Source organism: Rhodococcus sp. MTM3W5.2, from assembly GCF_001984015.1.
GTDB lineage: Bacteria > Actinomycetota > Actinomycetes > Mycobacteriales > Mycobacteriaceae > Rhodococcus_G > Rhodococcus_G oryzae.
Genome location: NZ_CP019572.1, coordinates 2,747,542 through 2,772,949 on the forward strand (window position 1 = coordinate 2,747,542; position 25,408 = coordinate 2,772,949).

Genomic DNA, 25,408 nt, shown 5'->3' on the forward strand with positions numbered 1-25,408 from the left:
CGAGGCGGGAGCGGATCAGTCGCATCTCATCGATGGCGACCACGCTGTTCGCGCTCCTGGCCGACTTCGAGCGTGCACAGGAGGGCGACGACCGATTCGGGCCTACGCAGCCGCAGATCGTGGAGATGCTCGTCGGGCTCCTACGCGCACCAATGCACCCACGATGACTGAACTGCTGGTGTGAACGCCTTGGGGGTTTCACGCGCCTAGAATCCGTGCATGGGCCACTACGTCAGCCAGGAACCGGTCGAACCGGAACCGCGATCTGCGCAGCCCGGTGGCCGTCCTCGGTTCTGGTGGGTCCGGGCAGGTCTGGATTTCCTTCGCCCCGGGAACCTGCTCCGCGACCGGGCGGCCAGTAGGTACTCGTCGGTGGCGCCCCGGCATCCGGATGGGTCCCGGACCAAGATCATCCCGTTCAACGGCAATGGGTGGGGCCGATAGGGCCGTTCAGTCTCGGCGTTGCCTTCGGCGAGCGACGAGCAGTGTCGTGACCGAACCGCCGATCGCCACCAGCAGTGCGGCGGCCGCGACGCCGAGATAGCGCCGCTCGGACGCCTCGCTGTACGGAAAGGTGTCCGCCCAGTCCAAACCGAGGCGCACGACGACCGCACCGAGGAGCCAGCTCATCAGCAAACCGGCGATGACGGGAGCGTGACGCATCACGCCATCGTACGAGGTGCGAACCCTCGCTCAGGCCCGGTGCTCGGCGCCGACCGCCTCGGACAGCGAGGAGTAGCCGGCGGCCCGGACCCGCTGTGCCAGGCCCTTGTGGATCCGGCGCATCCAGAACGGGCCCCCGTAGATGAACCCCGTGTAGCCCTGAACAAGGCTGGCGCCGGCCAGGATCCGCTCCCAGGCCTGGTCCGCGGTCTCGATGCCGCCGACGGAGATCAGCGCCAGCCGGTCCCCGACCCGCAGGTACAGGCGACGCAGGACCTCTAGCGACCGGTCCGCGACGGGAGGCCCGGACAGGCCGCCCGCGCCGATCGCGCTGACGTCGGACTCCGGTGTGCGCAGTCCGCTCCGGCTGATCGTCGTGTTGGTGGCCACGATGCCGGCCAGGCCGAGCTCGACCGCGAGGTCCGCGACCGCGTCGACGTCCTCATCGGACAGGTCCGGCGCGATCTTCACTAGTACCGGGACGTCCACGGCGCCCTGCACCGCGCTCAGCAGCGGGCGCAGCGACTCGACGGCCTGCAGGTCGCGCAGGCCCGGAGTGTTGGGGGAGCTGACGTTGACGACGATGAAATCGGCGAGCGGGCCGAGCAACCGCGCGCTGGCCGTGTAGTCGGCGTCGGCCTCGGTCGCGGGCACGACCTTGGTCTTGCCGATGTTCGCGCCGATCGGCACCCCGTTTCGCCGCTGGCGCAGCTGGTTCGCCGCGTGGCCTGCGCCGTGGTTGTTGAAGCCCATCCGGTTGATCAGCGCTCGGTCGGCGGGCAGCCGGAACAGGCGAGGCGCCGGGTTGCCCGGCTGTGCCTGGGCGGTGACGGTGCCGACCTCAGCGAAGCCGAACCCGAGTGGCCCCCAGGCGTTCACGCCGGTCGCGTCCTTGTCGAACCCGGCGGCCAGGCCGAGTGGAGCCGGGAAGTCCACCCCGAACACGCGGGTGCGCAGCACCGGATCGGAGACGGTGAGCACCTTGGCGACCAGCGCGCGCACCAGCCCGACGGCGGTGACCAGCCGCATGGCGCGGAAGGCGATGTGGTGAATTCGTTCCGGCTGGAGGCGGAACATCAGGCGAAGCAGCAGGCTGTACAACGAATCTCCCTAGATTCCGGTCGTGCGAGTGTCGGCGGTGACAACCGTCATGACTGCGCCCTGGTGTCGATCGACTGCAGTCCGTCGCCGACCGCCGAGCCGACGAAGAGCGTGCCGGTGCCGGGGTCGACGGTCACCGCGTTGGGCTGGCGGACGGTGGGGTAGCGGCGCTTCTCGACAGGGATGCCGCTCGAGAGGTCGTAGCCGATCACCTCGTTGCTGCCGGTCAGCGTGACCCAGACCAGGTTGGCGGTGTCGTCGTAGGCGATGCCGTACGGGGAGTTCGGGACCGGGAAGCGCTGACGCATCATCAGCGGATCGGTGGTCAGGGCGATCAGTTCGCCGCCGCGGGTGTCGGTGACGAGGACCCGGCCGAAGCGGTCGGTGGTGAGGTTGGTGGCACCCTCGCCTGCCCGCAGGGCGCGGCCGAGGTGCTTGTCCGGGATGTCGATCTCGGTGACGGAGGTCTGCCTGCGATCGAGGGCGGTCAGTTGCTCGCCGGTGACGCCGAGCGCGTCGACCGACGCGAGTCCCGAGATGCGCTCGGTTTCCTTCCCGGCCGAGTCGAGGACGAGGACCGAGCCGTCGGCGGTGCCGACCGCCGTCGCGCCGGACTCGAGAAGGGCGGCGGAGCTGACGTCGCCGTCGACCTCGACGGTGGTCGTCTGACCCGAGGCCAGGTCCACCCGGGCCACGGCGCGGCCCGCCGGGACCAGCAACACGCCGTCGCGCGCCGCGCCGAGATTCGCAACGCCGCCGGGCAATTGGATCTCACGCGGGGCCGCCGCGGGATCGGCGGCGGGCAGCAGCAGGAGGCGGTCCGCGTCAGGTGTGAGCAAGGCCACGGTCCCGGTCTTCGGGTCGAAGGCCGCCGTCTCGACGGTACCGGGGAGCGGCCGGACGGTGCCCGCGGGCGGTGCGACCGTCGCGGGCGAGACCGCGGCAGTGGCAGGCTCGATGGTCTTGAGGTTCTCTCCCTCGTCCTTCGAGGAACAGCCGGTGACCAGCAATAACAGCGCCCCCGCCAAGACCGTGGTGGTGCGTCCCGCCGGTACCCGCATGTACGTCTCCTCAGTCGCATTTCGGCGTTGCGGGCCGAGGCCGCGGCGTGCCCGCCGCCGACCCGTTTGCCCGGTGTTCACCGTGTCCGTCCCCTAGCATCCCTGATCGCGTCTCGTCCGAATAATCCGACTCGGGCCCGCGGGCCCGATCGGGACTACCGTGAACGGACCTGGACTGGCGTCCGGCAGTTTTCGTGGACCGCGGCAGGGAGGAGGCGGCGTGGACTCAGGCAAGACCACCGGGTTCGCGTTGGAGGACCTGAGCGTAGGTCCCTACGCACACGGGTTCGGCACGAACGCGGACGGCCAGGCCTTCGCGTTCCGCGTCCGCCGCAGCACCCTCTTCGTCGAGGTGTACCGCGCGGACCTCGAGTCCACCGTCCCCGACAAGTCGGACGTGGTCGCGACCGCGGAGCGCTCGATGATCACCGTCGACCTGACCGACGAGCGCAGCATCGCGGCCGCGGTGCGCGATGCCGTCGCCGCGGCGGAACCGGTCAACCCAGGAGTCGCCACCGGCACCACCCTCCGGGCGCTGCTGGGTCGACTCAGCTCGATACTCGACCGCCGCTGAGACCCGCCGAGAGTGCAGCTGCCGTCGCCCGCACTCTGCGGATGCGCCGACAGGTGCACACTCGGCTCAGTCCCGCTGCGGCAAGACCAACTGGGCGCCCGAGCGCGGATGCGCGATCACCTCGACGGGGTGGCCGTACACCCGGCTGAGCAGGTCCTCGGTGAGCACATCGCGCGGGCTGCCGTACGCGGCAAGCGCGCCTGCCTCCAGGACGGCGACGGTGTCCGCATAGGCCGCGGCCAGCGCGAGGTCGTGCAGCACCACCACGACCGCGGTGCCCGCCCGCGCGCGCTCACGCACCAGGGACATCACCGCCTCCTGGTGGCCGAGGTCGAGCGCCGCGGTCGGCTCGTCCAGCAGCAACGTCTCGGTGCGCTGGGCGAACACCCGGGCCAGTGCCACACGCGAGCGTTCGCCGCCCGACAGCGCGGCGAACGGCCGCTCCGCGAACCGGGCGACGTCGCACGCCTCCATGGCCTCGCGCACCGCGTCCGCGTCCTCGTCCCTGCAGGCGGTGCGTACCCACGGCGCCCGGCCCATCCGGACCACCTCGAGGGAGGTGAAGGAGAACCCGACGGTGTGCTGCTGCGGGAGTACCGCGCGCCGCTGGGCCATGTCGGTGCCGGTCCAGCGGTCCAGCGGCCTGCCGTCGAGCTCGACGTGGCCCGCGGCGATGTCCTGATCGCCCGCCATTGCCGCGAGCAGCGTGGACTTGCCTGCGCCGTTCGGTCCGACGAGGGCGAGCACCTCGCCGACGCGCACGTCGAGCGAGACGGATTCCAGTACCCGGCGCTGCCCGCGGTCCACGCTCACGTCCACCGCGCGCATGCTCACCGCGCCCGGCTCTCGTCGTTCCGGGACCTCGAGCTCGCGCGCGAACAGGGTGCGCAGCTGCGCTGCCAGCGTCGCCATCAGGCCCACCCACCCTGCTGACGACGGGTCCGGCGCAGCAGCCAGAAGAAGAACGGGCCGCCGACCAACGAGGTGAGCATGCCGAGCGGCAGGTCGGCGTTGGGCACCAGGGTGCGGGCGCCGAGGTCCGCGGCGAGCAGCAGGATCGCCCCGCCAAGCGCGCTGGCCGGGATCAGCAGGCGATGGCCCGGTCCGACGATCATCCGCATCAGGTGCGGTACCACAAGGCCGACGAACAGGATGATGCCGGTGAACGCCACCGAGGACGCGACCAGCAGCGCGACGACCACGACCGCGAGCTGGCGTACCCGTTCGACGTTCACGCCGAGATGGGCGGCCGCGCTCTCACCGAGGGCCAGCAGATCCAGCTTGGTCGCCATCGTCATGGTCACCGCGATGCCGACGGCCGCCATGGGGGCGACGATGGCCACCGAGTTCCATGTGGCGCCGTTGAGGCTGCCGAGCTGCCAGAACACGATCTGATCGCGGGCGGCGGGGGAGGCGGCGAACGTGAAGTACGCGATCAGGCCGCCGGCGAACGCGTTGATCGCGATGCCGGTCAGGACCAGGGTCACCACCTCGGTGCGACCCTCGGACCGCGCCAACAGGTACACCAGGGCCGTGGTGATGAGCCCCGCGACGAAGGCGGCCGCCGCCACGGGGGGACCGGCGACGAACGCGCCGCCGGTGACGATCACGGCGCTCGCCCCCACCGCGGCGCCGGCCGAGACGCCGATGACGCCTGGCTCGGCGAGCGGGTTCGCGAACACACCCTGTAGGAGCGCGCCCGCACAGGCGAGCCCGGCGCCGACCACGATCGCCAGTGCGACTCGCGGGAACCGGACCTGCCAGAGGGTGACCTCGCCGCTCGGGTGCGCGGGCATGGGGCCGAGGTCGAGACCGATGCGGTGCAGGACGCTGCCGACCACCTCCATCGGCGCGGTCGGCACCTGTCCCACGCACGCGGAGACCAGCGCGAGCACCAGTAGCGCGACGCTCAGGGCGGCCAGGACCGCCCCGCCGCGGAGCCGCCTGCGCGGCGGCGCGGCGGCGGGAGCGGCCGTCGTCGCGGTCACTGGGCGGGCGGGCCGTACACGGCCGTCGCCAGTGCCTTCAGGACGGCGCCGGTGCGCGGCCCGAAGCTGAGCAGGGCGCCGTCCTGCATGTCCACGATCCGCTGGTTACTGCCGGCGGGGGTCTGCGCGATGCCCGGGATCGCGGTCAGACCCTCGACACCGCCGATGGATTCGAGGCCGCCCGTCATCATCAGGAACACGTCCGGCGCCGCCGCGATCATCGCCTCGCTGGTGATCGGCGTGAAGTCCTTGGTGAGCCCGGCCGCGGTCCCCGCGTCGGTGGCTCCTAGGCCCTCGATCAGCGAGTCCGCACCCGATCCGGGGCCGGCGAGCATCGTGATCGCGGGGCCGCGCATGTACAGGAATGCGATGGTCAGCGGGTCGGCGTTCGACGGCACCAGGGCAGAGGCCTCGGCGATCTCGGCGGCAGTCCGCTCGCGCAGCGCGGTGCCCTCGGCGGGAACCCCGAGCGCGTCGGCGACGGCCTGGATCTGATCCGGCACGCTCGCCAGCGAGCGGCTGGGGTCGAAGTACACGACAGGGATGCCCGCCGCGCGCAACTGGTCCTGGACGGCCCTCGGCCCGATGCTGGAATCGGTGAGCACCACGGTGGGGTGCAGGTTCAGGATGGCCTCGGCGGACAGCTGGCGGCCGCTCGGGGTGACGTTCGGGACCGACTCCACGGCGGGGAACTTCGCCGCGATGTCCCGGCCGACGAGACGGTCACCGAAACCGAGCGCGTAGACCGTCTCGGTGAGGGTGCCGTACTGATCCGCGGCGACGATCCGGCTCGTGTCGGTGATCGTCACGTCGACGCCGTCCGCGCTGCGGACGGTCACCGGCAGGCTCGAGACCGGGCGCTCCGCGATCGGCTCGGGGTCCATGCTCTCGAGGGTGGCCGTGGTCCGGCCGGTCTGCGCGCCGGTCGGCGCGTCGCCGCCGGTCGCGCAGGCGGTGGTCATCGCCGCGGCGGCCAGCGCGATGGCCAGCATTCGCACGCCCCGAGCGCCGAGCAGTCGGCTCATTTGACGAGGTAGCTCTCGATCTCGGCCTCGAGGTCCGCGAACAGATCTCCGTTGAGACGGTAGGCCAGGATCACCTCGTCGATCAGGCGCTGCTGCTCGTCCGCGGACAGCGGCGCGGCGTCGAGCTTGCCCCGGTAGGCGTCCTTGTAGAGCTTGGGCTTCTCGATCTGGTCGAAGATGTAGAACCGCAGGCCGTCGGTGGTGTAGCCGTAGGCGCGCTCGAGCATCCGGCGGATGATCTGTCCGCCCGAGAGGTCGCCCATGTAGCGGATGTAGTGGTGCGCGACGAAGCCGGCGGGCCAGTCGAACGCGATCTCGTGGAGTCGGTCGACGTACCGGGTGGTGGCGGGCAACGGGGTGATCTCGTCGCGCCAGTTCGCGCCGAGCAGGAACTCCAGGTCGGCCTCGAGAGCCTCGGTGCGCAGGAGCTCGTCGCCGAGGAACTCCGCCACGATCGGGTTCGATGCCTGGGCACGGCCCGCTTCCTCGAGCGCGAGGTACACCAGATAGGTCTGGCCGAGCAGTGCCGCGTACCCGGCGCTGGTCAGCTTGCCCGCGAGGAGGTCTCCGACGAAGCGTGACTGCTCGGTCTGGCGGTGCGCAGCGTCGGTCTGCGTCCTGATCCGCTCGGCCAATCCGGTCGCATCATCCGCGGCGTCGACACCGGAATCGAGCATTGTCATCGTTACTCCTGTAGCTCTTCGGAAGCGCAATTCGTACAAGGTTAGCCTGCCCTAGTAGATCAGGTGTCCAGGGCGGACCAGGCGGCCCATCGGTCGGGATCGATCGCGACCACGGGCCCCCCGGGCGGAGACGCCGTGTACTGCACGTACTTCCGCACGAGCGCGTCGATCCCGATCCGGCTCTGCGCCGCGTCGTCGAGCACGCGCGCCGCGCCGTCTACCCGGATCCACCAGAGTTGCGACCAGTCCTCGGCGTACTCGTCGACCAGCAGACTGACCCGCCCGGTCGCGGTGATGTTGTCGAGCCGCCGCAGCCGCGGCGTCGACTTGGGCTTGTCGTCGACCGCCGTGTAGATCGCCCCGCCCGCCATCGCGAAGACCACCGGAACCAGATGCGGCAATCCGTCGGCGCCGACCGTGGCCAGCCTCGCGACCCGCGCGCGGGCGAACCGGCTGTGGAGCTCGGCCTGCGGCATCGACGGGGGCGGCACCCCTTCAGCGTAGGTGGCTGGAGCGGAGCCTGCGGAGCGACAAGAGGGCAGGGCCTCGCGGGACGGGGGCGGTCAGGCGCTGACGTCGTCGAGGGCCGCGGCGATCGCCGCAGGCAGCTCCAGGTCCTCGGCCGCCAGCACGCCGGTGTGCTGGGCGTAGTCCCTGGCGCCGACGATGGCGCTCGCCACCCCCGGCCGGTCGCACACCCACGCCAGCGCCACGGCCAGCGGGGAGGCCCCGAGCCCGTCGGCCGCCGTGACGACGGCCTCGACGACCCGGGCGGTGTGGTCGGCGTTCAGGTATCCGACGACCAGGTCCGCACCGGTCTCGGTGGCGCCCCGGGAGTCGGCGGGGATGCCGTCGCGGTACTTGCCGGTGAGCACGCCGCCCGCCAGCGGAACCGCGGCCAGCAGGCCGATGCCGTGGTGGTCCGCGGCCGGGATCAGTTCGTCCTCCACCCCGCGCGCGAGCAGCGAGTACTCGGCCTGGGTGGCGATGAGCTTGGTGCCCGCCGCCGCGGTGGCCAGCTGCCAGCCCAGGTGGCCGCGCGCCCCGACGTACCGGGCGCGTCCGGTCGCGACCGCGAACTCGAGCGCGGAGGCCACCTCCTCGACCGGGGTGAAGGGATCCCAGGTCGCAACCTGCCACAGGTCGAGGTGGTCGGTGCCCAGCTCCTTGAGTGTCGCGTCGAGCTGACCGATCAGCGCGCGGCGCGAGCAGTTCAGGCGTTCTCGGCCCGGGTGGATGCCCGCGCTGCTGCTCAACACCAGCTGGTTGCGCGGCACCACGTCGTCGAGCAGCTCCGCCAGGATTCGCTGCGAAACGCCGTCGCCGTAGAACGGTGCCGAATCGACCAGGGTGCCACCGGATTCCGCGAAACCCATCAGCTGGGCCGCGGCCTCGACGCCATCCGTGTCCCGACCCCAGCCGAGCGTGCCGAGTCCGATGCGGGACACCCGGAGTCCGCTGTCGCCGACCGCACGCTGCCTCATAATTCGATCACCACAAGAAGGGGAGCGTAGTGGTGCCGTGCGGCGCGCGCCCAGGGGCGCGCCGGGTACGGTCGCTCCCGTGAATCTTCTTTGCCCCGTTACCGTGTCCCCGGGAGTCCGCCTGTGATCGTGGAATCGATGACATGGCTGCAGGCCATCGTCCTCGGAGTGGTCCAGGGATTGACCGAGTTCCTGCCGATCTCCTCCTCCGGCCACCTTCGTATCGTGTCGGAACTGTTCTGGGACACCGACGCGGGCGCCTCCTTCACCGCGGTGACCCAGCTCGGCACCGAGGCCGCGGTGCTCGTCTACTTCGCCAGGGACATCTGGCGGATCGCGATGGCCTGGTTCCGTGGCCTGTTCGACCCGGACAAGCGCGGCGATCACGACTACAAGATGGGCTGGTACGTCATCGTCGGCACCATCCCCGTCGGCGTCCTCGGGTTCCTCTTCAAGGACCAGGTCCGCACCGGGGCGCGCAACCTGTGGCTGGTCGCGACCATGCTCATCGTCTTTGCGCTGGTGATCGCCGCGGCCGAGTATTACGGGCGCAAGCGCAGGCCGATCGAACAGCTCACGCTCAAGGACGGTGTGATCATGGGTTCGGCCCAGGCGTTGGCCCTGATCCCCGGGGTGTCGCGGTCCGGCGGCACCATCAGCGCGGGCCTGTTCCTCGGTCTGACCCGTGAGGCCGCCGCCCGCTACTCGTTCCTGTTGGCGATCCCCGCGGTCACCGCGGCCGGATTGTTCAGCCTCCCCGACGCATTCGCTCCCGCGGGCGAGGGACTCAACGCCAGCGGGGCCCAGCTGATCGTCGCGACCCTCATCGCCTTCGTGATCGGGTACGTCACCATCGCGTGGTTGCTGCGGTTCGTGGTCGACCACTCGATGTACTGGTTCGTGGGCTACCGGATCATCCTTGGTCTGCTGGTGTTCGGGTTGCTCGGCACGGGCGTGATCTCGGCGACCTAGGGCATGCGTCCCAGAGCTGGATTCGGGTGACACGCCCTAGGCTGGGGCCATGACAGTGATCCTGCTGCGGCACGGGCGGTCGACGTCCAACACCTCGGGCATGCTCGCCGGCCGGTCACCGGGCGTCGATCTGGACGATCGCGGCCGGGAGCAGTCCCGCGCGGTGGTGGATCGGCTCTCGGGCGTGCCGCTGGCGGCGATCGTGCGCTCCCCGCTGTTGCGCTGCGAACGGACCGTCGAGCCGCTGGCGCGGGACCGGGACCTGGACCCGATCGCCGACGACCGGTTGATCGAGGTGGACTACGGCACGTGGACCGGACAGGCGATCAAGGACCTGTTGGAGGAGCCGCTGTGGAAGGTGGTGCAGCAGCACCCATCCGCCGCGGTGTTCCCCGACGGCGAGGGCCTGGCGCAGGTGCAGGCCAGGGCGGTCGCCGCGATCCGGGCGCACGACGCCAGGCTCGCCGAGGAACACGGCGGGGACGTGCTCTGGCTGGCCTGCACGCACGGCGATGTGATCAAGTCGGTGCTCGCCGATGCACTCGGCACCCATCTGGACGGGTTCCAGCGGATAGTCGCCGATCCGGCCTCGGTCAGCGTGGTGCGCTACACCGCGACCCGACCGTTCGTGCTGCGGATGAACGACACCGGCGACCTGTCGGGACTCAACGGCAGCGCGCCCGCCAAGCCCGCCGGTGTCGGATCGTCCGATGCCGTTCCCGGCGGCGAGGTGGGAAGGTAGGGGTAGGCGGATAATCACAGATAGCGATCACTCGACCAGACGGAGGTGCTGATGTCCCGAGCAATACACGTTTTCCGCACCCCTGATCGATTCATCGCCGGCACCGTCGGCGAGCCAGGTGACCGTGCCTTCTATCTCCAGGCGATCCACGAGTCCCGCGTGATCAGCGTGTTGCTGGAGAAGCAGCAGGTACAGGTGCTGGCCGACCGGATGGGGCTGCTGCTCGACGAGGTCCACCGCCGGTTCGGAACGGCCGTGCCGCCGCAGGACGTCGAACTCGAGGACCTCAGCCCGTTGATGACGCCGATCGACGCCGAGTTCCGGGTGGGCACGATGGGCCTCGGCTGGGACGCGGACGCCGGCTCGGTGGTCGTCGAGTTGCTGGCGGTCAGCGAGTCGGAGTTCGACGAGTCCGTGGTCCTCGACGACGCCGAGGACGGGCCGGACGCCGTCCGGGTCTTCCTGACGCCGGAGCAGGCCAGGGCGTTCGCACTGCGATCCGTGCGGGTGATCGCGGCAGGGCGCGCGCCGTGCCCGCTGTGCGGCGAGCCGCTGGCCCCGGAGGGGCATGTCTGCATCCGCACCAACGGCTACCGCCGCGGCGCGAACTTCGAACGCATCGACGAACTACCCGAAGAGGAATAGCCGTTGACCGCCGACCACGTCGTGGACGAGGAGTCCGAGTTGCTGCACACCGGCGAACTGTCAGTGCTGGGTCGGATCGTCAGTGCCAGCAACGCCACACTGGTCTGTGAGGCGACGACGAACGGGCAGAGCGTCCGCTGCGTCTACAAGCCGATCCGCGGCGAGCGCCCGTTGTGGGACTTTCCCGACGGCACCCTCGCAGGCCGCGAGGTCGCGTCCTACCTGATCTCCGAGGCGCTCGGGTGGGGCGTGATCCCGGAGACGATCCTGCGGGACGGGCCGTACGGCCCCGGCATGGTGCAGCGCTGGGTGGAGACCCCGGAACCGACCGGTGAGTTGGGTGAGCGGATGGCGCTGGTCGACATCTGCCCGCCGGACCAGGTGCCTGCCGGTTGGTTCGAGGTGCTCCTCGCGTACGACGGCGACGGCGAGCAGGTGGCGCTGGTCCACGCCGACGACCCCCGGCTGCAGCGGATGGCCGTGCTCGACGTCCTGCTCAACAACGCGGACCGCAAGGGCGGTCATGCGCTGGAGGGCATCGACGGTTCGGTGTACGGCGTCGACCACGGCATCTGCCTGCACAGCGAGGACAAGCTGCGCACCGTGTTGTGGGGTTGGGCCGGTCAGCCGGTCCTCGGCGCGCTGCTCGTCGACGTCGAGGCCCTCGCGGAGCGCCTGCGGGGCCCGCTGGCCGACCGACTGCGTGAACACATCACCGGCGACGAGGTGGACGCGCTGGTGGCGCGGACCGAGGGCATGCTCGCGGACCCGGTGATGCCGCTGCCAGGAGATCACCGGCCGATCCCGTGGCCCGCGTTCTAGCGGGAACTCGTTCCGGACGACTTCTGGCCCTCCGATAGGCTCGTCCGTATGCAGTCCTGGTCCGACACAGCCGTTCCCTCCGTTCCCGGTCAGGGGCCGCCGCTGCGGCTCTTCGACACCGCGGACCGCCGGGTCCGGCCCGTCACCCCGGGCGAGACCGCCACCATGTACGTGTGCGGGATCACCCCCTACGACGCCACGCACCTCGGGCACGCCGCCACCTACCTGACGTTCGACCTCGTCAATCGCCTCTGGCGCGACGGTGGGCACGACGTGCACTACGTGCAGAACGTGACCGACGTCGACGACCCGCTCTTCGAGCGCGCGGCGCGTGACGGCGAGGACTGGGTGGTGCTCGGCATGCGGGAGACGGCGCTGTTCCGCGAGGACATGGAGGCGCTGCGGGTGCTGCCGCCCCGCGACTACATCGGCGCCGTGGAATCGGTGAACGAGGTCGTCGAAATGGTCGAGAAGCTGCTCGCCGCAGGCGCCGCCTACGTCGTCGACGACGAGGAGTACCCCGACGTCTACTTCCGGGCGAACGCCACCGAGCAGTTCGGCTACGAGTCCGGCTACGACCGCGACACCATGGAGCGGTTCTTCGCCGAGCGCGGGGGAGACCCCGAGCGGGCAGGGAAGCAGGACCGGCTCGATGCGCTGGTCTGGCGCGCCGAGCGACCGGGCGAGCCGTCCTGGCCGTCGCCGTTCGGTCCCGGCAGGCCGGGATGGCACATCGAGTGCTCCGCGATCGCGCTGAACCGGATCGGCTCGGGCTTCGATGTGCAGGGTGGCGGCAGCGATCTGATCTTCCCGCACCACGAGTTCTCGGCCGCGCACGCCGAATCCCTTGTGCTGGACCGTCGATTCGCGCGGCACTACGTGCACACCGGGATGATCGGCCTCGACGGCGAGAAGATGTCGAAGAGCCGCGGCAATCTGGTGTTCGTGTCGAAGCTGCGCGGGGAGGGTGTCGATCCGATGGCGATCCGCCTGGGGTTGCTGTCCGGGCACTACCGCACCGACCGGGCCTGGACGGGCGACGTGCTCGCCGAGGCCGAGAAGCGTCTCGCGCTGTGGCGTCGCGCCGCCGCGCTGGAGTCGGCACAGTCCGCGGAGGACACCATCGCCCGGCTGCGTCAGCATCTGGCGGACGACCTGGACACCCCGAAGGCGATCGACGCCGTGGACGCCTGGGCCCGGTGGGCCGTGGACCACAGCGGCTCGGACGTGTCGGCGCCGGGGACGCTCGCGGACGCCGTCGACGGACTGCTCGGGGTCTCGCTGCGCTGACCGTCCCCATGCCGTCGGTTAGGGTCGGCGTCATGGGGGAACAACGAGATCGAATGCTGCGCGGCGAGCTCTATCGCGACAACGACGCCGACCTTGTCGCGGAGCGGAAGTCCTGCCAGCGCCTGCTCGACCAGTTCAATGCCACTGGGGCCGACGAGGATCCGCTGCGGTTCGATCTGTTGACGCGGCTCCTCGGTTCGATCGGTGAGGGGTCCTGGATCATGCCGCGATTCCAGTGCGACTACGGATCGCTGATCACGATCGGCTCGAACAGCTTCCTGAACTACGACGCGATCCTGATGGACTGCGCGCCGATCACGATCGGGAACGACGTCTCGATCGGTCCCCGCGCGCAGCTGCTCACCGCCCTGCATCCGATGGAGGATCACGAGGCGCGGCGGCAGCGGTGGGAGTCGGCGGCGCCGGTCGTGATCGGCGACAACGTGTGGCTGGGCGGGGGAGTGATCGTCTGTCCCGGCGTGACCATCGGAGACGACTCGGTGATCGGCGCGGGCTCCGTGGTGACCAAGGACGTGCCGCCGCGGGTGTTCGCGGCAGGCAACCCGTGCCGGGTGATCCGGGAACTGTCCTAGCCGTTCGGGATTCGCGGCATTTCTCACGCTGCGCGCGTAACGGGCCAAGGGTGCGGCCGGATGAACAGACCGACCGCTATTTCGGCTGGGGTGGCTGAGGGGGACTGGTGATGAACGCACGCGGCAAGCGCTGCCGGCGGACGGTGGGCGCGTCGGCGCTGATGTTGGGAATCGGGGTGGCGGTCGCGCCTGCCGCGGGGGCGAACCCGCCGCCCGAACCCTTGTCGTCCTCTGGATCGTCGGCACCGGCCGTGCCCGGCATCCTTGCCGGCACAGCTGTTGCGGCGGCGTTTGATTCAGGTCTGCCGGTCGTCGAGGCCACCGGCACGGTGAAGCCGCCGTGGTACTCGAACCCGACGATCCTCTACCGCGTGGTCACCGACCGCAACGTCCTGTCGTCACCGACCACCAAGTTCGTGGTCCTCGGACCGCGGCCCCGGAGACGTTCGGAGTGCTCCCAACGGGGACCGCTGGACCGATCGCCACCTGGGATCCGCGGGGAACCGACCCCAACGTCCGGTGGCGATTCGACACCACGCCGGTCGCGTGCGCGGCGAGCTGCGCCGGGGTCGCGTACTTCAGCTACTGAGGCAGGCCCCGGCTCTCACACCGGCGCGAACTCCAGGCCGCCGTCCGCCGCGGCGAGGACCCGGCGGCGCAGCGGCGAGCCGAGCGCGGTCGCCAGATCGCTGCCGTCGTGCTCGGCCAGCAGTTCCCCATCCGTCCAGACCAGCAGGGCGGCGCTGACGGACTGCTCCGCGGTCGAATGCGCCAGGTCGTAGTGTGCGCACCCCGGCACGCCCGCGTAAGTCACCCACAGGTCGTATCCGGTCATGAACAGGTCCAGGTCGAATTGCACACTCAGGCCGAGCAATTCGCTGCGCCCGTTGTCGTCGACACCGGCGAAGGCCTCGTCGAGGCCGAGCAATCGAGGCGAGTGCGGGTCCGCCGACGACAGCATCACGTGTGCGGCCGCGAACAGCGGCAGGTGCAGCGACACCGACTGCTCGCCGCCCGAGAGGGCGCCGTGCCGGGCCACGGTCAGCCGATCCTCGCTGCCGTCGCCCCCGATCAGGGTGAAGGAGAAGACCCGCCAGCGGCGGTAGTCCAGGGCGGTCGCCAGGATCTCGGGGTACGACCGCTCCGGGTGCGCCGCCCGGGACAACCGGATCTGGGTCGCGAAATGCGCTCGCATGGTGGCCAGTTCGTCGGCTCCGAGCGCGGAGGCGTCGCGGTCGAGCAGTTTCGAGATCGCCCGTGAGCTCTCGTCGAGGTTGTCGGCCAGCACCCAGTGCACGCCGATGGTGTTGCCCGAGGACATCCGACGCTCGCGCATCTCGGTGCCCATCTGTGCGATTAGTATCCTCGCATCGACGGTGCGCTCGTGGATCTGCTGCGCCAGACCGGTCAGCAACGCGTCCTCGAGGATCCGGCGCTCGGACTCGGTGAGCAGCTGTTCCTGATCCTGGCGGGCGACGGCGATGCGGCCCGCGAACTCGCCGATCGAGGAGTGGCCCTGCTCGTCCTGCACCCGCACGGTGGTGAGGCCGTCCGGGGCGTCCCACTGCAGCCGGTAGTCCTGGCCCGCCGCCGCGAGTTGGGCATCGAAGTCCTGCAGCGCGGTGGTCAGCGCGGTCCTGGTGGACTTGCGTGCCCCGTCGCTGACCCGCACGGACTCCGTCGCCTCCGTCAACGCGCGATGGAGTGCTCCCACCTCGTCGGGGAGCACCGACGCGTCTGCGCCTGCCCCGTCCTCGTTCTGGATCCGGTAGACGATCTGATCGGCGGTCAACCATGCCGCCGCGCTGGCGGGCCAGGAGTGGTTCTCGGTGATCCCCAACAGCTCGAGCAGGTCGCGGCGGGCGTACGGCGCCAATCTGTCCGCGTCGGTCCTGACCTCGGTGAGCGCGCTGCGCAGCGCCTCGATCGCGGCGCTGTGGGCGCCCTCCGCCTTGCCGATCTGCTCGACGGCGGACTCGTTGGCCTTGCGGGCCGCCCGTTGCTCCGACTTGAGGTCCTCGATGCGGGCGCGGACCTTCTCCAGGTCCGCGTCGATCTGCTCGGCGCTCGCACCGAGATTGTCGCGCAGCATCGCCAACCGCTGCACCTGCTGTGAATAGTTCTCCTCGGCGATCGCCGATTCCTCGGCGAACTCCTCGGCGATCGCGCGGGCCTCGCTGTGCCGGTCGTCGGATTCGCGGTGGTGCTCGACCTCCTTGTCGTGTTCACGCCTGCAGCGCTGCACCAGATCGCCCTGCTTCTCGAAGTGTCGGATCGCCGCCGCGAGTGAGTCCAATTCACGGCCCGCATTCGGGGTCCGGTGCGCGACCGCCGCCGCGCGCAGTTGCTTCTCCTTCGCGCCCAGGTCGGCGATTGCCTGGTCCAGCTCGCGCTGGGTGGCGGCGGCCGATTCCGAGCGGGTGCGCAGTGCGCCTGCCGCCTCGGTGACCGACTTGAGCGTCGTGAGCACCGGCGTGGTGCGGGGCAAGCTCTTCGACGCGGTCGCGAGCCGTCCGGCCAGCTCGCCCGCCTCGTGTTGCGCGGCAAGGGCTTCGGTGCGCGACCGCTCGGCCTCCTCGATGGCCTGGTCGAGTTCGGCCAGCCGCAGCTCTCGTCGCCGGGCCCGCGCGGTGGTGCCGATGTACTCGGCGTCGGGCTTGCTGTGCGTACCCTGCTGCACGCCCTGCCAGAAGCGTCCGTCGACCCCGACGCCGACCGCGGCGGCAGGCTCGGTGGGCTCGGTGTGCAGTGCGATCGACGACAGGATGGCACGCACCCTCTCCTCGGGCACCCCGGTGTCGGCCTCGACGGTCAGCACGTCGGCGAGCGTCGGGCCTGCGGGCCGGTCCGACTCGGGCAACGCCACCAGGTACTGCTCCGAATCGGCTGCCGGGGCAGGCCCCTCGCCGCCGTACACCCACCCGTCGAGCAGATTCGCGGCCTGCAGCGCGGATTCGACGCCCGCGGCCGTCTCCCGGCTCACCCCGTCGGCGAAGCGAACGAGGCGCCACAGCGGGGCGCCCGCCAGATCCTCGCGAGAGCCGGACCTGGCCGCGAACGGCGGTGGGGCATCATCGGTCTCAGCGGAGATCCGGTCCCGGTCGGCGGACAGTTCGGTGACGTGCGCGGCCGACTGGCCGGCCAGGAGCTCGGCCTGGGCCCGGGTGGCCCGCACAGTGTCGAGCCCGGCCTCGGTGCGCTCGGCGAGCACCGTTGCCAGACTCGGTGATTCGTCGTCGCCCGCGCCTGCCAGGGCGGAGTCGAGCGCGTCGAACAGGGTTTCGTTCACCCCGATGGAGGCGAACAGGGCGGAATGGTCCGTCCACCAGGACCGCAGCGCCGCCGCACATTCGGCGCGGGCGAGTTCCGTGGACGCCTCGGCCTCCGCGACGGCAGCCCTGGCCGTCTCGAGCAACTCGCTCCCGCGGGCGGCGGCCCGGTCGGCGCGGGTCCGCTCGGTCCCGGCCTTCTCGACGGTGGCGAGCGCGGCCCGCACCGCGCGCACATCGCCGTCACGCTCCTCGGCGTGACCGCGCAGCGCGGCCGCGAACTGGTCGGGGCGGGAGGTCGCGGGCAACGGCGTCCAGGCGATCCCGGCGTCCTCGGCCGCCGACTGCAGTTCGTCCTCGGCCCGGGTCAGCGCCGCCACCGCGCGGGCCACCGCGCTCGCGGACCTCGCGGCCTCGTCGGCGCGCTGTTCGAGACCGGCCTGTGCCTTGTGGGCCTTGTCGAGCTGCTGCTCGGTCGAGACCTTGAGCTGCGCGACCACGGCGGCCAGGTCGTCGAGCTGCTGCTTGCCCTCGTACGCGCCGGACCGTTGCAGCGTCTCGAGGTCGGATCGACCCTGCTCGAGCGCGCGCTCGGCGGCATCGAACCGTTCCTCGGCGGCGACCCGCTCCTCCTGGCGGCGGGTCCGCAGTTCGGCGGCCTCGGCCAACGCGACGATGCCCTGGTCGACGGACTCGAGCCGCCGGGACACCTGCTCGACGTCCGCGCGGGCCTGTTGGCGGAGGTACTTGGTGTACACCCCGACGAAGCCCTGCGCGGCCTGATCGGCGGCGGCCAGGCCCTCGAGCGCGCGCCCGACCTCCTCCATGTCGCTGAACGAGCGGGCGGCTTCGAGCACTAGTTGCTCGTCGAGCGGGCGCAGGCCGTCCGTCAGTGCTTGGGAGAGGCCCTTCGGGTCGAGGTTCTTCGCCAACTGCGGTCGGCGCAGGGTGAGGATCAGGTTGATCAGCTGGTCATAGCGTTCGGCGCCGAGGCCGAAGAGCCGGGCATCGATCGCGGCCCGATAGTCGGTTGGCCGGTCGGTGATCGCGTCGGTGCCGATCTGGTCGGCGAGCTGCCGCTTGGTCAGCGGGCGGTCGTCGTCGCCGAGCAGGGAGAAATCGACGCCCACCCGCCCGTCCGCGACGAAATGCCATCGGGTGACCTTGTCGTTCTGCCGGGTGGCGCGCATCCCGATGCCGACGGTGACCGCCTCGGGGTCCGCCTGGGACCCGCGGGCGAACTCCATCCAGACGTAGGAGTGCGCGCTGTCCTGGCCGCGGTAGAGCAGGTTCGACTTCATGGTGCGCTCTTCGCCCGCGAACGGGTTCAGCCGCCGCGGTTCGATGCGGCCGTCGAGCACGAACGGGAAGAGCACCTCGAGGGCCTTGGTCTTGCCGGAGCCGTTGGGCCCGCGCAGTACCAGGCGGCCGTCGGCGAAGGAGAACTCCTGGTCGCGGTAGTCCCAGAGGTTGATGATCCCGGCCCGGGTCGGGCGAAAGCGCGCGCTTGCCATGCGAATTCTGCCTCTACTTCTCTACTGGTTCGGACGGGGCTGCGAGTTCAGGGTTGTCGGTGAACAATTCGGGCTGGCTCGCCCGGTCGCGGACGTTCACGACGACGCCGCGGTAGCGCGCCAGCGCGGGCAGCACGAGCACGCCGCCCTCGGTGCGCCGCACCAGTCGCTGCTTGTCCAGGAGCGCGACGGCCTGCACTCGCAGTCCGTCGTGGTCGGCCTGCCATTGCGCCGCGAAGGTCCGGCCGAACCGTCGAACCAGCTCCGCCACCGCGGCCGCGATCCAGGCGTCGTCGACGAGCGGGAACAGCGCGGGCTCGGGGCCGGACCCGGAATCCGAGGCCGGGTCGTCGGACGGCTTCTCGGCCAGACCCTGGAACACGCCTGCCGCCGGGATGGCACCGTCGAGCGCGTCGATCAGGGCGGCGGTGCGGGACTGCGGGGCGGGCACCCGGACGAGTTCGCTCGCGTCCGGGTCCAGCACCCGGTCCGCTATCTCGCCCGCCAGCAGCAGGGCCACCTGGGCGACGGTGCCGGTGCTCGGGAAGCGCAGATCGGACATCCGGCCGGAGGTGTCGATCAGCGCGATGCCCTCGGCCCGTCGCTCCGCTGCCAGGCCGGTGAGGAGCTCGACGTCCGCCGCCGTCCGCGGCAGCGCCAGCTGCAGGCGTTCGTCGTCGTCGAGCTCGTCCGCGTAGACCACCGGGCGTTCCACCAGCGCCCGGCGTACCCGCCTCGCGGTCTCCCTCGGGTCCGTGGGCCGGTCGGGCACGAGCCCGTCCTCGTCGGCCGCCTGCACCTCCGGCCCCGCCAGCAGGCCCCTGATCGAGGTGAGGTGCTGGAGGGCGCGCGGCGGCCGGAAGAGCGCGACCACGACGGAGCGGTCGATGTCGTACAGTGCCTCGCCCGCGCTGGGGTTGGCCGCCCAACCGCCCGCGTCGCCGTCCGCGAGCGCGATGGCGCCCCTGGCCGCCAGCCAGCCGACCGCGTCGACGAACGCGTCCCTGTCGGCCGCCCGCTCGGTGGACAGTTCCACGCCGTCGATCTGGGTGGCGTCGGCCGCGACGTGATCCGCCAGCTCCGAGAGGGTGATCTGGTTCCCGGCTCGTCCGAGTGCCGCGAGACACAGCGCCAGATAGGCGTAGCGGTGCCGGTCGAAGGTGCGGTCGGTGCCGGTCCTGGCCGCCGCCGTGGGGTCCAGCCGGTCGGTCACGGTGAACAGCCGTGCCGTCGTCTCGGTGACCTCGAGCCGGTAGCCGAACAGTTCGAGGAGGTCCTCGCGCAGCTCGGTGGCCCACCTGCGTAGCAGCGGCAGCGCGATCCGATCCGGATACGTCTGTGTGACAAGGTGATTGGAGAGGATGATCCGTGCGGCGCGCTGGTAGGAGTCCAGGGCCAGCGGCGCGATCTCGCGTGCCCTCACTGAACGCTCACCTGCAGCCGGTCGAGGTGCAGCCTCCCGCGGGCGGTCTGGACCGTCGTCGACTCGTCGTGGGGCGCAGCGTCAACCGGACCCCGTTCTCGGCGCCGGTCGAGCTGCCGACCCTACCGCTCACCGGCACCCGCGCGGTGAGCGCGGCGTTGAGCAGGCTCAGCAGCACCTCGGTCTCCTGCTCGTCGAGGACCCGGTCGTAGACGCCGCCGGTGGCCAGTGACTTGGCCGCTGTGGCGCGGGCGCGCTGCGCGGCGAGCTGCCCCTCTCGCAGCCGGCGGATGCTCGCGTCGTTGCGTTGCACCCGGCCGGGCAGGCCGGGGACGGGGTGCGGCCGGTCTCGGCGAGGGTGCGCGAGATCTCCACCGGCGGGGCCTCCCACCAGGACCGCGACTCGGGGATGATGTCGGCGTCGGGGTGCAGCATCGACAGGTGCCGGGGCCTGCCGAGGTCGAAAACGGCCTGGTACAGCGCGTGCGCGGCGTCCTCCGTCGGGGTCGCCGCAAACCAGCCGGCCAGGTGCCGGAGCTGGCTCTCCCGGCTCACGCCGCCCTTGCGCGTCTCGGTGACGCGGCGCAGCAGCGCGAGGACCGCGGCGATGGCGCTCATGGTGCCCTCTCGCAGCCGGTCCGATTCGCTGACGCCGCCGTCGGCGACGAACCAGTGCTTGAGCCCCGACCACCGGGACCGCCAGTCGTCCTCGCGTTCGTGCAGGGGCAGCAGCACCCGCTCGTCGCTGGCCGCGGCCCTGGCCACCAGGAGGTCGATGCCGGTCTCCTCGACGGCCGCGATGGCCCCTGCGAGCTTGGGTGCGTACCGGGCGAGGTCCGAGCTGAACTCGCGCATGTGGGTCAGCAGCGCGTCCTTGTGGGCGAGGAACGATTCGGGGGTGATCTCGGTGGTGCGCACCAGGTCGCCGAGGGTGAGGTAGAACTGCGCCGCCCTGGTCGCCATGTCCGACAGCGTGGAGTCGAGCCTGCTGAGTTTCCGGTAGATCAGGTCGCCGTCGGCCGCCCGGTTCGCCTCGGCGAGTTCCCGCATGTCCGCCAGCAGGTCGGGCAGCGCGAGCCGGGAGAGCGAGGCATCCTCGAGGCGGGCCCCGAGCACGTCCTCGACCGCGCGAAAGGCCTGGTAGCCGGCCTGGCTGAACTGGTAAACGAAGTGCCGGTTGCGGTACTCGGCGAGGGTGGCCGCCCGGCTGCCGTCGTAGCTGCGTTCGAGCACACCCCACAGGTGTAGCTGCTCGAGCAGCGGCGTGATCTCGACCCCGGCCAGCCGGCCGGCCTGGTCGTCGCCCGCGATCCGGCCGAGGATCTCGGCGATCTCGCCCGCGTGCAGCAACACCACGTAATTCGCCCTGGCGTGATCGAACGCCCGCAGCACCCACAGGTACTCGCCGCGCTTCTCCGCGCTGGTGAAGGCGAACAGCCGCAGCCGGTCATCGCGCGGGCCCGCGGCGGGCGTTCCGGAATCACTCATCGTGAACAGGGTAGGGGAGCGGCCGGACGGCACCTAGCGGGCATTGGGATCGGCGTTTCGCGGCCGACCGCCCGGTGCACGGACGAGGGCCGGGGACGCGAATCCGCGTCCCCCGGCCTTCGTGCCGCATTGTGTCCGGCCTACAGCGGCACCGGCGCGCCGTAGGTCATCGCGATGTCACCGGACGCCGTCTCGACCCGGGCGTACGGGCGGAGCGTGACCTGCCCGAGGGCCCCCGAGATGCTGCCGTGTACACCCGCGAGGCGGATCCTGGCCCCCGGGCCGTCGAATTCCTTCTCGCTGACCAGCGGGACATCGGTGATGCCACCGGGTTCGAGGTCGACGATCAGATTCTGTTGCGGGATGATGTCGCCCGCCAGCATGCCGCGGTTCTCGAATCCCAGTTCGACGTTGGGTTCGTCGAACACGTCACCGAAGATGATGCCGTCGGTGTGCTCGAGTTCGAAGCCGAGGCCGGGGGTGTTCAGCTGCACCGATGCGCCAGTGAGTGCGACCGGGTAGCCGATCTGGTAGCCGAAGGACAGCTTGGTGCCTGTGAAACTCGCTGCCGTTGGCCCGTCGATGGTGACTTGCGCGTAGCCGTTGTGGAAGAACTCCCGGCTCAGCGGTGAGCTGTCGAGCGGCGGAACGGCATTGATGAAGGTGTCGCCCTGTGAGACTTCGACGCGATTACCCGCGCCGTCGATGAGGCTGTTCGCATTGTTGACCACCGCCGCCGAGGTGCCGTTGCCCAGAACCATTCCGACGGCCGCAACCGCGGCGATCGCAGCCGCTCGACGGGGCCCGGTTCCGCGGCGGCGCCGAGGTCCACGAATTCTTGCCATGAATCCACATCCGTTCGGTCGAGTTTCCGATCACGTACTTGCGATTGGCTCAAATCAACACAGATCCCCGATGCTTCTCGAACGCTAGTTGATCTGTGACGATGCCGCGACATTTTCGGCGGTGTGGCGGTGGCTGTTCACACGGTGTTTCGGTTTGCCGTCTCCCAGGCCTTGTCATAGCGGTTGCCGCCGGGGCGTTTGATGTCTTTGCTCCGGTAGACCACGTACGGTCGGCCCAGGTATCCGATCGGCGCGCTGAACACGTGCACCAGACGGGTATACGGCCAGATCGCCAGCAGCGCCAGCACCGTCAACCCGTGCAGCTGGAAGCTGAGCGGGACGCCGACCATCAGGTCCGGCTGCGGGTTCAGCGTGAACAGGCTCCGGAACCAGGGCGAGACCGTCGACCGGTAGTTGTAATCGCCCAGGATCAGGTTCTCGCCGAGGGTGTTGTACATCCCGGTCGCGATGACGGCGATGAACAGCACGTACATGATCTTGTCGCTGGTGCTGCTGGACTGACGCACGGCAGGCACGCTGATCCGCCGGTACACGAGAATGGACAGGCCAACGACGGTGGCGATTCCCGCTGGCACACCCAAGCCCACCGCGAGCAGGTGATAGGTGTGATCGGAGATGCCAAGCGCCTGCGTCCAACTGGCCGGGATCAACACGCCGCCGATATGCCCGCGAGCACGGCAAGGATCCCGAAGTGGAACAGCGGGCTGCCGAGCCGTAGCAACCGGCTCTCGTACATCTGGGAGGACCGTGTGGTCCAGCCGAACTGGTCCTTGCGGTAACGCCAGACATGGCCCACCACGAATGAGGTGAAGGCGATATAGGGCAGGGTCAGCCACATCAGCGTGGTCACCGTCGTTCTCCCATCTCGGGGTGCAATGCGGGGTCGAGCGCGTAGGTGTCGAGGCCGACCGCTTCCTCGGGTGGCCCCTCGGACGCCATCTTCGCCACCTTCTGCCGGTCGTCGGTGTCGAGCTCCGGCAGGGTCGCACAGACCGCGTCCAGGACGGGAGCAAAAGGGGAATCGCTGTCGCGCAGCGACAGTCGGAGCACCTCGACCACGGCGCGGTGCTCGACGAGCAGCCGCCAGCCGCGCGCGGCGTCGGTCGTCGCCGCGAACTCGAGGACCACCGGCAGATAGTCGGGCAGCTCGTGGTCGCCGAGCGTCACGCCGCCGTTGCGGTAGGCGTTCTTGAAGCGCAGCAGCGCCATTCCTCGATTGCGGGTGTCGCCGTACGCGTAGTACGACAGGTGCAGACTGCTGCGCCTACGCAGGTCGAACGTCTCGACGTACAGCGAGGACAACTCGATCCGCGGCGTGCGCTGCATGAAGTCCACGCAGGCAACCAGGTTGGCGCCCGGCTGTCCCGGCACCGTCTCGGCCGCCGCGCGCAGATCGCCGAGCATCCCCAGCGTCTGCTCCGTCGGGTAGTCCAGCAGGAGGGCGGCGATCCGCCACACGACCCGCTGGTCCCGCTCGGACAGTGTCGCCTCCGCCCCGGGCCGGAACTTGTTGGACACCTTGCGGCGCAATCCGAGCGCGACCATCAGACGCCGTCCGATCCCGGCGTTGGCAGGCCCGCGTCCGGCCCGGTTCCTGAACCCGCCGAGGCCGGGATCAGCCCCTTGTGCTCTTGCCGTCCCAGTTGAGCAGGTTGATCCGGCCGGACTTGTTGTCCGGTGCCGCATCGGAATTGGTGTCGGCGACCTGCTCGGTGAGATGGAACTTGTCCGCCATCACGTCGAACGCGGTCATGCCGGGCCCGCCGTCGCCCTCGAGGCTGCATCCGGTGGCGAGCGCGTCGAGCCGGTGAGCGTCAGAGCCCGCCCCGTTCGGGATGACGTACCGGTCCTCGTACTTCGCGATGGCGAGCAGTCGGTACATCGACTCGAGTTCGGTCTCGGTCAACCGGACCGCGTTCGCGACCTCGGGCCGCGTCGGCTCACCCAGGTTGACCCGGCGCATGTGCGCGCGCATCGCCGCCAAACGCTGCAGGGAGGCACGCACGGGCCCGATCTCGCCCGCCGTGAAGAGTTCGGCCAGGTACTCGACCGGGATGCGGAGCGAGTCGATGGCGCCGAACAGGTTGTCGGCCTCCTCGCCGTCGTGGCCGGTGTCCGAGAGGGCCTCGACCATCGGCGAGAGCGGCGGGATGTACCAGACCATCGGCATGGTGCGGTATTCCGGGTGCAGGGGCAGCGCCACCTGATAGTCGACGATCAGCTTGTAGACCGGGGAGTTCTGCGCGGCCTCGATGAACTCGGCGGAGATGCCCGCCCGCTCGGCCTCGGCGACCACCCTCGGGTCGTGCGGGTTGAGGAACACACCCAGCTGCGACGGGTAGAGATCCTTGTCATCGGTGACCGAGGCGGCCTCCAGCACCGCGTCGGCGTCGTAGAGCATCACGCCGATGTACCGCAGCCGGCCGACGCACGTCTCCGAACAGATGGTCGGGATTCCGACCTCGATCCGGGGGTAGCAGAACGTGCACTTCTCGGCCTTGCCGGTCTTGTGGTTGAAGTAGATCTTCTTGTAGGGGCAGCCTGTGACGCACTGCCGCCAGCCGCGGCACTTGTCCTGGTCGACGAGCACGATGCCGTCCTCGGAGCGCTTGTAGATCGCTCCGGACGGGCACGACGCCGCGCAGGCCGGGTTCAGGCAGTGCTCGCAGATACGGGGCAGGTAGAACATGAAGGTCTGCTCGAACTCGAGCTTGACCTTGGTGGAGACCTTGGCCAGCAACGGGTCCTTGCCGACCTGCTCGGGTCCGCTGCCGAGGTCGTCGTCCCAGTTGGCACCCCAGGTGACCTTGGTGTCCTCGCCTGTCAGCAGCGACTTCGGGCGTGCGACCGGGACCGTGTCCATCGCGGGCGAGGCCAGCAGGTTCTCGTAGTCGTAGGTCCAGGGCTCGTAGTAGTCCGAGACCGTCGGCAGGTCGGGATTGGCGAAGATGTTGAGCAGGCGCTTGAGCCGGGAGCCGGTGCGCAGCGTCAGCTTGCCGCGCTTGTTGAGCGTCCAGCCGCCCTTCCACTTCTCCTGGTCCTGGTACTGCCTCGGGTAGCCCTGGCCTGGGCGGGTTTCCACATTGTTGAACCAGGCGTACTCGACGCCGCCGCGGTTGGTCCAGGCCTGCTTGCACGTGACGCTGCAGGTGTGGCAGCCGATGCACTTGTCCAGGTTCATCACCATGGCCATCTGCGCCATAAC

Annotated in this window: 22 protein-coding genes and 2 pseudogenes; 8 read left to right on the forward strand and 16 right to left on the reverse strand. The window is 70.3% G+C overall.

Annotated elements, in window-relative coordinates:
* Positions 1 to 32 precede the first annotated feature (32 nt).
* A complete protein-coding gene (locus tag BTZ20_RS29045; RefSeq protein WP_262982575.1) occupies positions 33 to 167 on the forward strand; it encodes a hypothetical protein in 135 nt (44 codons plus the stop codon).
* Positions 168 to 450: 283 nt separating this feature from the next.
* Here BTZ20_RS29045 and BTZ20_RS12690 read toward each other — a convergent pair whose 3' ends face one another.
* From BTZ20_RS12690 to BTZ20_RS12700, 3 genes are read right to left on the reverse strand one after another with little or no spacing between them, the layout of a single operon-like run.
* A complete protein-coding gene (locus tag BTZ20_RS12690; protein ID WP_145982287.1) occupies positions 451 to 663 on the reverse strand; it encodes a hypothetical protein in 213 nt (70 codons plus the stop codon).
* A 30-nt stretch (positions 664 to 693) separates the two neighbouring features.
* Entirely contained in the window at positions 694 to 1,764 is a 1,071-nt protein-coding gene (locus BTZ20_RS12695; protein ID WP_077041609.1) for a quinone-dependent dihydroorotate dehydrogenase, read from the reverse strand.
* Between the two features lie 47 nt (positions 1,765 to 1,811).
* Positions 1,812 to 2,825 carry a YncE family protein gene (locus BTZ20_RS12700; protein ID WP_077041610.1) on the reverse strand — a complete coding sequence of 338 codons (1,014 nt, stop codon included), beginning with the start codon at positions 2,823 to 2,825 and terminating at the stop codon, positions 1,812 to 1,814.
* Positions 2,826 to 3,045: 220 nt separating this feature from the next.
* Between BTZ20_RS12700 and BTZ20_RS12705 the strand changes: the two genes are divergently transcribed.
* Positions 3,046 to 3,399, forward strand: a complete 354-nt coding sequence (locus BTZ20_RS12705; RefSeq protein WP_077041611.1) for a hypothetical protein — start codon at positions 3,046 to 3,048, stop codon at positions 3,397 to 3,399.
* 66 nt (positions 3,400 to 3,465) lie between these two features.
* Here BTZ20_RS12705 and BTZ20_RS12710 read toward each other — a convergent pair whose 3' ends face one another.
* From BTZ20_RS12710 to BTZ20_RS12735, 6 genes are all read right to left on the reverse strand, one after another.
* Entirely contained in the window at positions 3,466 to 4,311 is an 846-nt protein-coding gene (locus BTZ20_RS12710) for a heme ABC transporter ATP-binding protein (protein ID WP_077043671.1), read from the reverse strand.
* Positions 4,311 to 5,387: a FecCD family ABC transporter permease gene (locus BTZ20_RS12715; RefSeq protein ID WP_077041612.1), complete on the reverse strand. Its 1,077-nt coding sequence runs from the start codon at positions 5,385 to 5,387 to the stop codon at positions 4,311 to 4,313. The genes BTZ20_RS12710 and BTZ20_RS12715 overlap by 1 nt, the downstream gene beginning before the upstream one ends.
* Positions 5,384 to 6,412: a hemin ABC transporter substrate-binding protein gene (locus BTZ20_RS12720; RefSeq protein ID WP_411269131.1), complete on the reverse strand. Its 1,029-nt coding sequence runs from the start codon at positions 6,410 to 6,412 to the stop codon at positions 5,384 to 5,386. Before BTZ20_RS12720 ends, BTZ20_RS12715 begins: the two co-directional genes overlap by 4 nt.
* A complete protein-coding gene (locus tag BTZ20_RS12725; RefSeq protein WP_077041613.1) occupies positions 6,409 to 7,095 on the reverse strand; it encodes a heme oxygenase (biliverdin-producing) in 687 nt (228 codons plus the stop codon). Before BTZ20_RS12725 ends, BTZ20_RS12720 begins: the two co-directional genes overlap by 4 nt.
* Before the next feature lie 59 nt (positions 7,096 to 7,154).
* Positions 7,155 to 7,571 (reverse strand): TIGR03668 family PPOX class F420-dependent oxidoreductase, encoded by a 417-nt coding sequence (locus BTZ20_RS12730; RefSeq protein WP_077041614.1) that lies wholly within the window; start codon positions 7,569 to 7,571, stop codon positions 7,155 to 7,157.
* Between the two features lie 87 nt (positions 7,572 to 7,658).
* Positions 7,659 to 8,579 (reverse strand): aldo/keto reductase, encoded by a 921-nt coding sequence (locus BTZ20_RS12735; protein ID WP_077041615.1) that lies wholly within the window; start codon positions 8,577 to 8,579, stop codon positions 7,659 to 7,661.
* Positions 8,580 to 8,705: 126 nt separating this feature from the next.
* Here BTZ20_RS12735 and BTZ20_RS12740 point away from each other — a divergent pair, with 126 nt between their 5' ends.
* The 6 genes from BTZ20_RS12740 to BTZ20_RS12765 are packed head-to-tail and all read left to right on the forward strand — an operon-like array spanning position 8,706 to position 13,643.
* Complete coding sequence (locus BTZ20_RS12740; protein ID WP_189636675.1) at positions 8,706 to 9,551, forward strand: undecaprenyl-diphosphate phosphatase; 846 nt, start codon at positions 8,706 to 8,708, stop codon at positions 9,549 to 9,551.
* A gap of 49 nt (positions 9,552 to 9,600) precedes the next feature.
* On the forward strand, positions 9,601 to 10,293 hold the full coding sequence (locus BTZ20_RS12745; RefSeq protein ID WP_077041617.1) for a histidine phosphatase family protein: 693 nt from the start codon (positions 9,601 to 9,603) through the stop codon (positions 10,291 to 10,293).
* A 51-nt stretch (positions 10,294 to 10,344) separates the two neighbouring features.
* Positions 10,345 to 10,938, forward strand: coding sequence for a DUF3090 domain-containing protein (locus BTZ20_RS12750; protein ID WP_077043673.1), 594 nt, complete (start codon positions 10,345 to 10,347; stop codon positions 10,936 to 10,938).
* A gap of 3 nt (positions 10,939 to 10,941) precedes the next feature.
* Positions 10,942 to 11,760 (forward strand): SCO1664 family protein, encoded by an 819-nt coding sequence (locus BTZ20_RS12755; RefSeq protein ID WP_077041618.1) that lies wholly within the window; start codon positions 10,942 to 10,944, stop codon positions 11,758 to 11,760.
* 48 nt (positions 11,761 to 11,808) lie between these two features.
* Complete coding sequence (mshC, locus tag BTZ20_RS12760) at positions 11,809 to 13,050, forward strand: cysteine--1-D-myo-inosityl 2-amino-2-deoxy-alpha-D-glucopyranoside ligase (protein WP_077041619.1); 1,242 nt, start codon at positions 11,809 to 11,811, stop codon at positions 13,048 to 13,050.
* 32 nt (positions 13,051 to 13,082) lie between these two features.
* The gene (locus BTZ20_RS12765) at positions 13,083 to 13,643 is read left to right on the forward strand and encodes a sugar O-acetyltransferase (protein ID WP_077041620.1); all 561 of its coding nucleotides are present in this window, start codon (positions 13,083 to 13,085) and stop codon (positions 13,641 to 13,643) included.
* A gap of 604 nt (positions 13,644 to 14,247) precedes the next feature.
* Here BTZ20_RS12765 and BTZ20_RS12775 read toward each other — a convergent pair.
* The 7 genes and pseudogenes from BTZ20_RS12775 to narH form a co-directional block, all read right to left on the reverse strand.
* Complete coding sequence (locus tag BTZ20_RS12775) at positions 14,248 to 18,426, reverse strand: TIGR02680 family protein (RefSeq protein ID WP_077041622.1); 4,179 nt, start codon at positions 18,424 to 18,426, stop codon at positions 14,248 to 14,250.
* Positions 18,427 to 18,439: 13 nt separating this feature from the next.
* Positions 18,440 to 19,849: a DUF2398 family protein gene (locus BTZ20_RS12780; RefSeq protein WP_077041623.1), complete on the reverse strand. Its 1,410-nt coding sequence runs from the start codon at positions 19,847 to 19,849 to the stop codon at positions 18,440 to 18,442.
* Positions 19,846 to 21,337 (reverse strand): annotated as a pseudogene (locus BTZ20_RS12785) (TIGR02677 family protein). Before BTZ20_RS12785 ends, BTZ20_RS12780 begins: the two are co-directional and overlap by 4 nt.
* A gap of 140 nt (positions 21,338 to 21,477) precedes the next feature.
* A complete protein-coding gene (locus BTZ20_RS12790) occupies positions 21,478 to 22,182 on the reverse strand; it encodes an MspA family porin (RefSeq protein ID WP_077041624.1) in 705 nt (234 codons plus the stop codon).
* Between the two features lie 137 nt (positions 22,183 to 22,319).
* Positions 22,320 to 23,053: pseudogene (gene narI / locus BTZ20_RS12795) on the reverse strand (respiratory nitrate reductase subunit gamma).
* Entirely contained in the window at positions 23,050 to 23,748 is a 699-nt protein-coding gene (gene narJ, locus BTZ20_RS12800) for a nitrate reductase molybdenum cofactor assembly chaperone (RefSeq protein WP_077041625.1), read from the reverse strand. Before narJ ends, narI begins: the two are co-directional and overlap by 4 nt.
* Before the next feature lie 70 nt (positions 23,749 to 23,818).
* Positions 23,819 to 25,405 carry a nitrate reductase subunit beta gene (narH, locus tag BTZ20_RS12805; protein ID WP_083742653.1) on the reverse strand — a complete coding sequence of 529 codons (1,587 nt, stop codon included), beginning with the start codon at positions 25,403 to 25,405 and terminating at the stop codon, positions 23,819 to 23,821.
* Between the last annotated feature and the right edge of the window lie 3 nt (positions 25,406 to 25,408).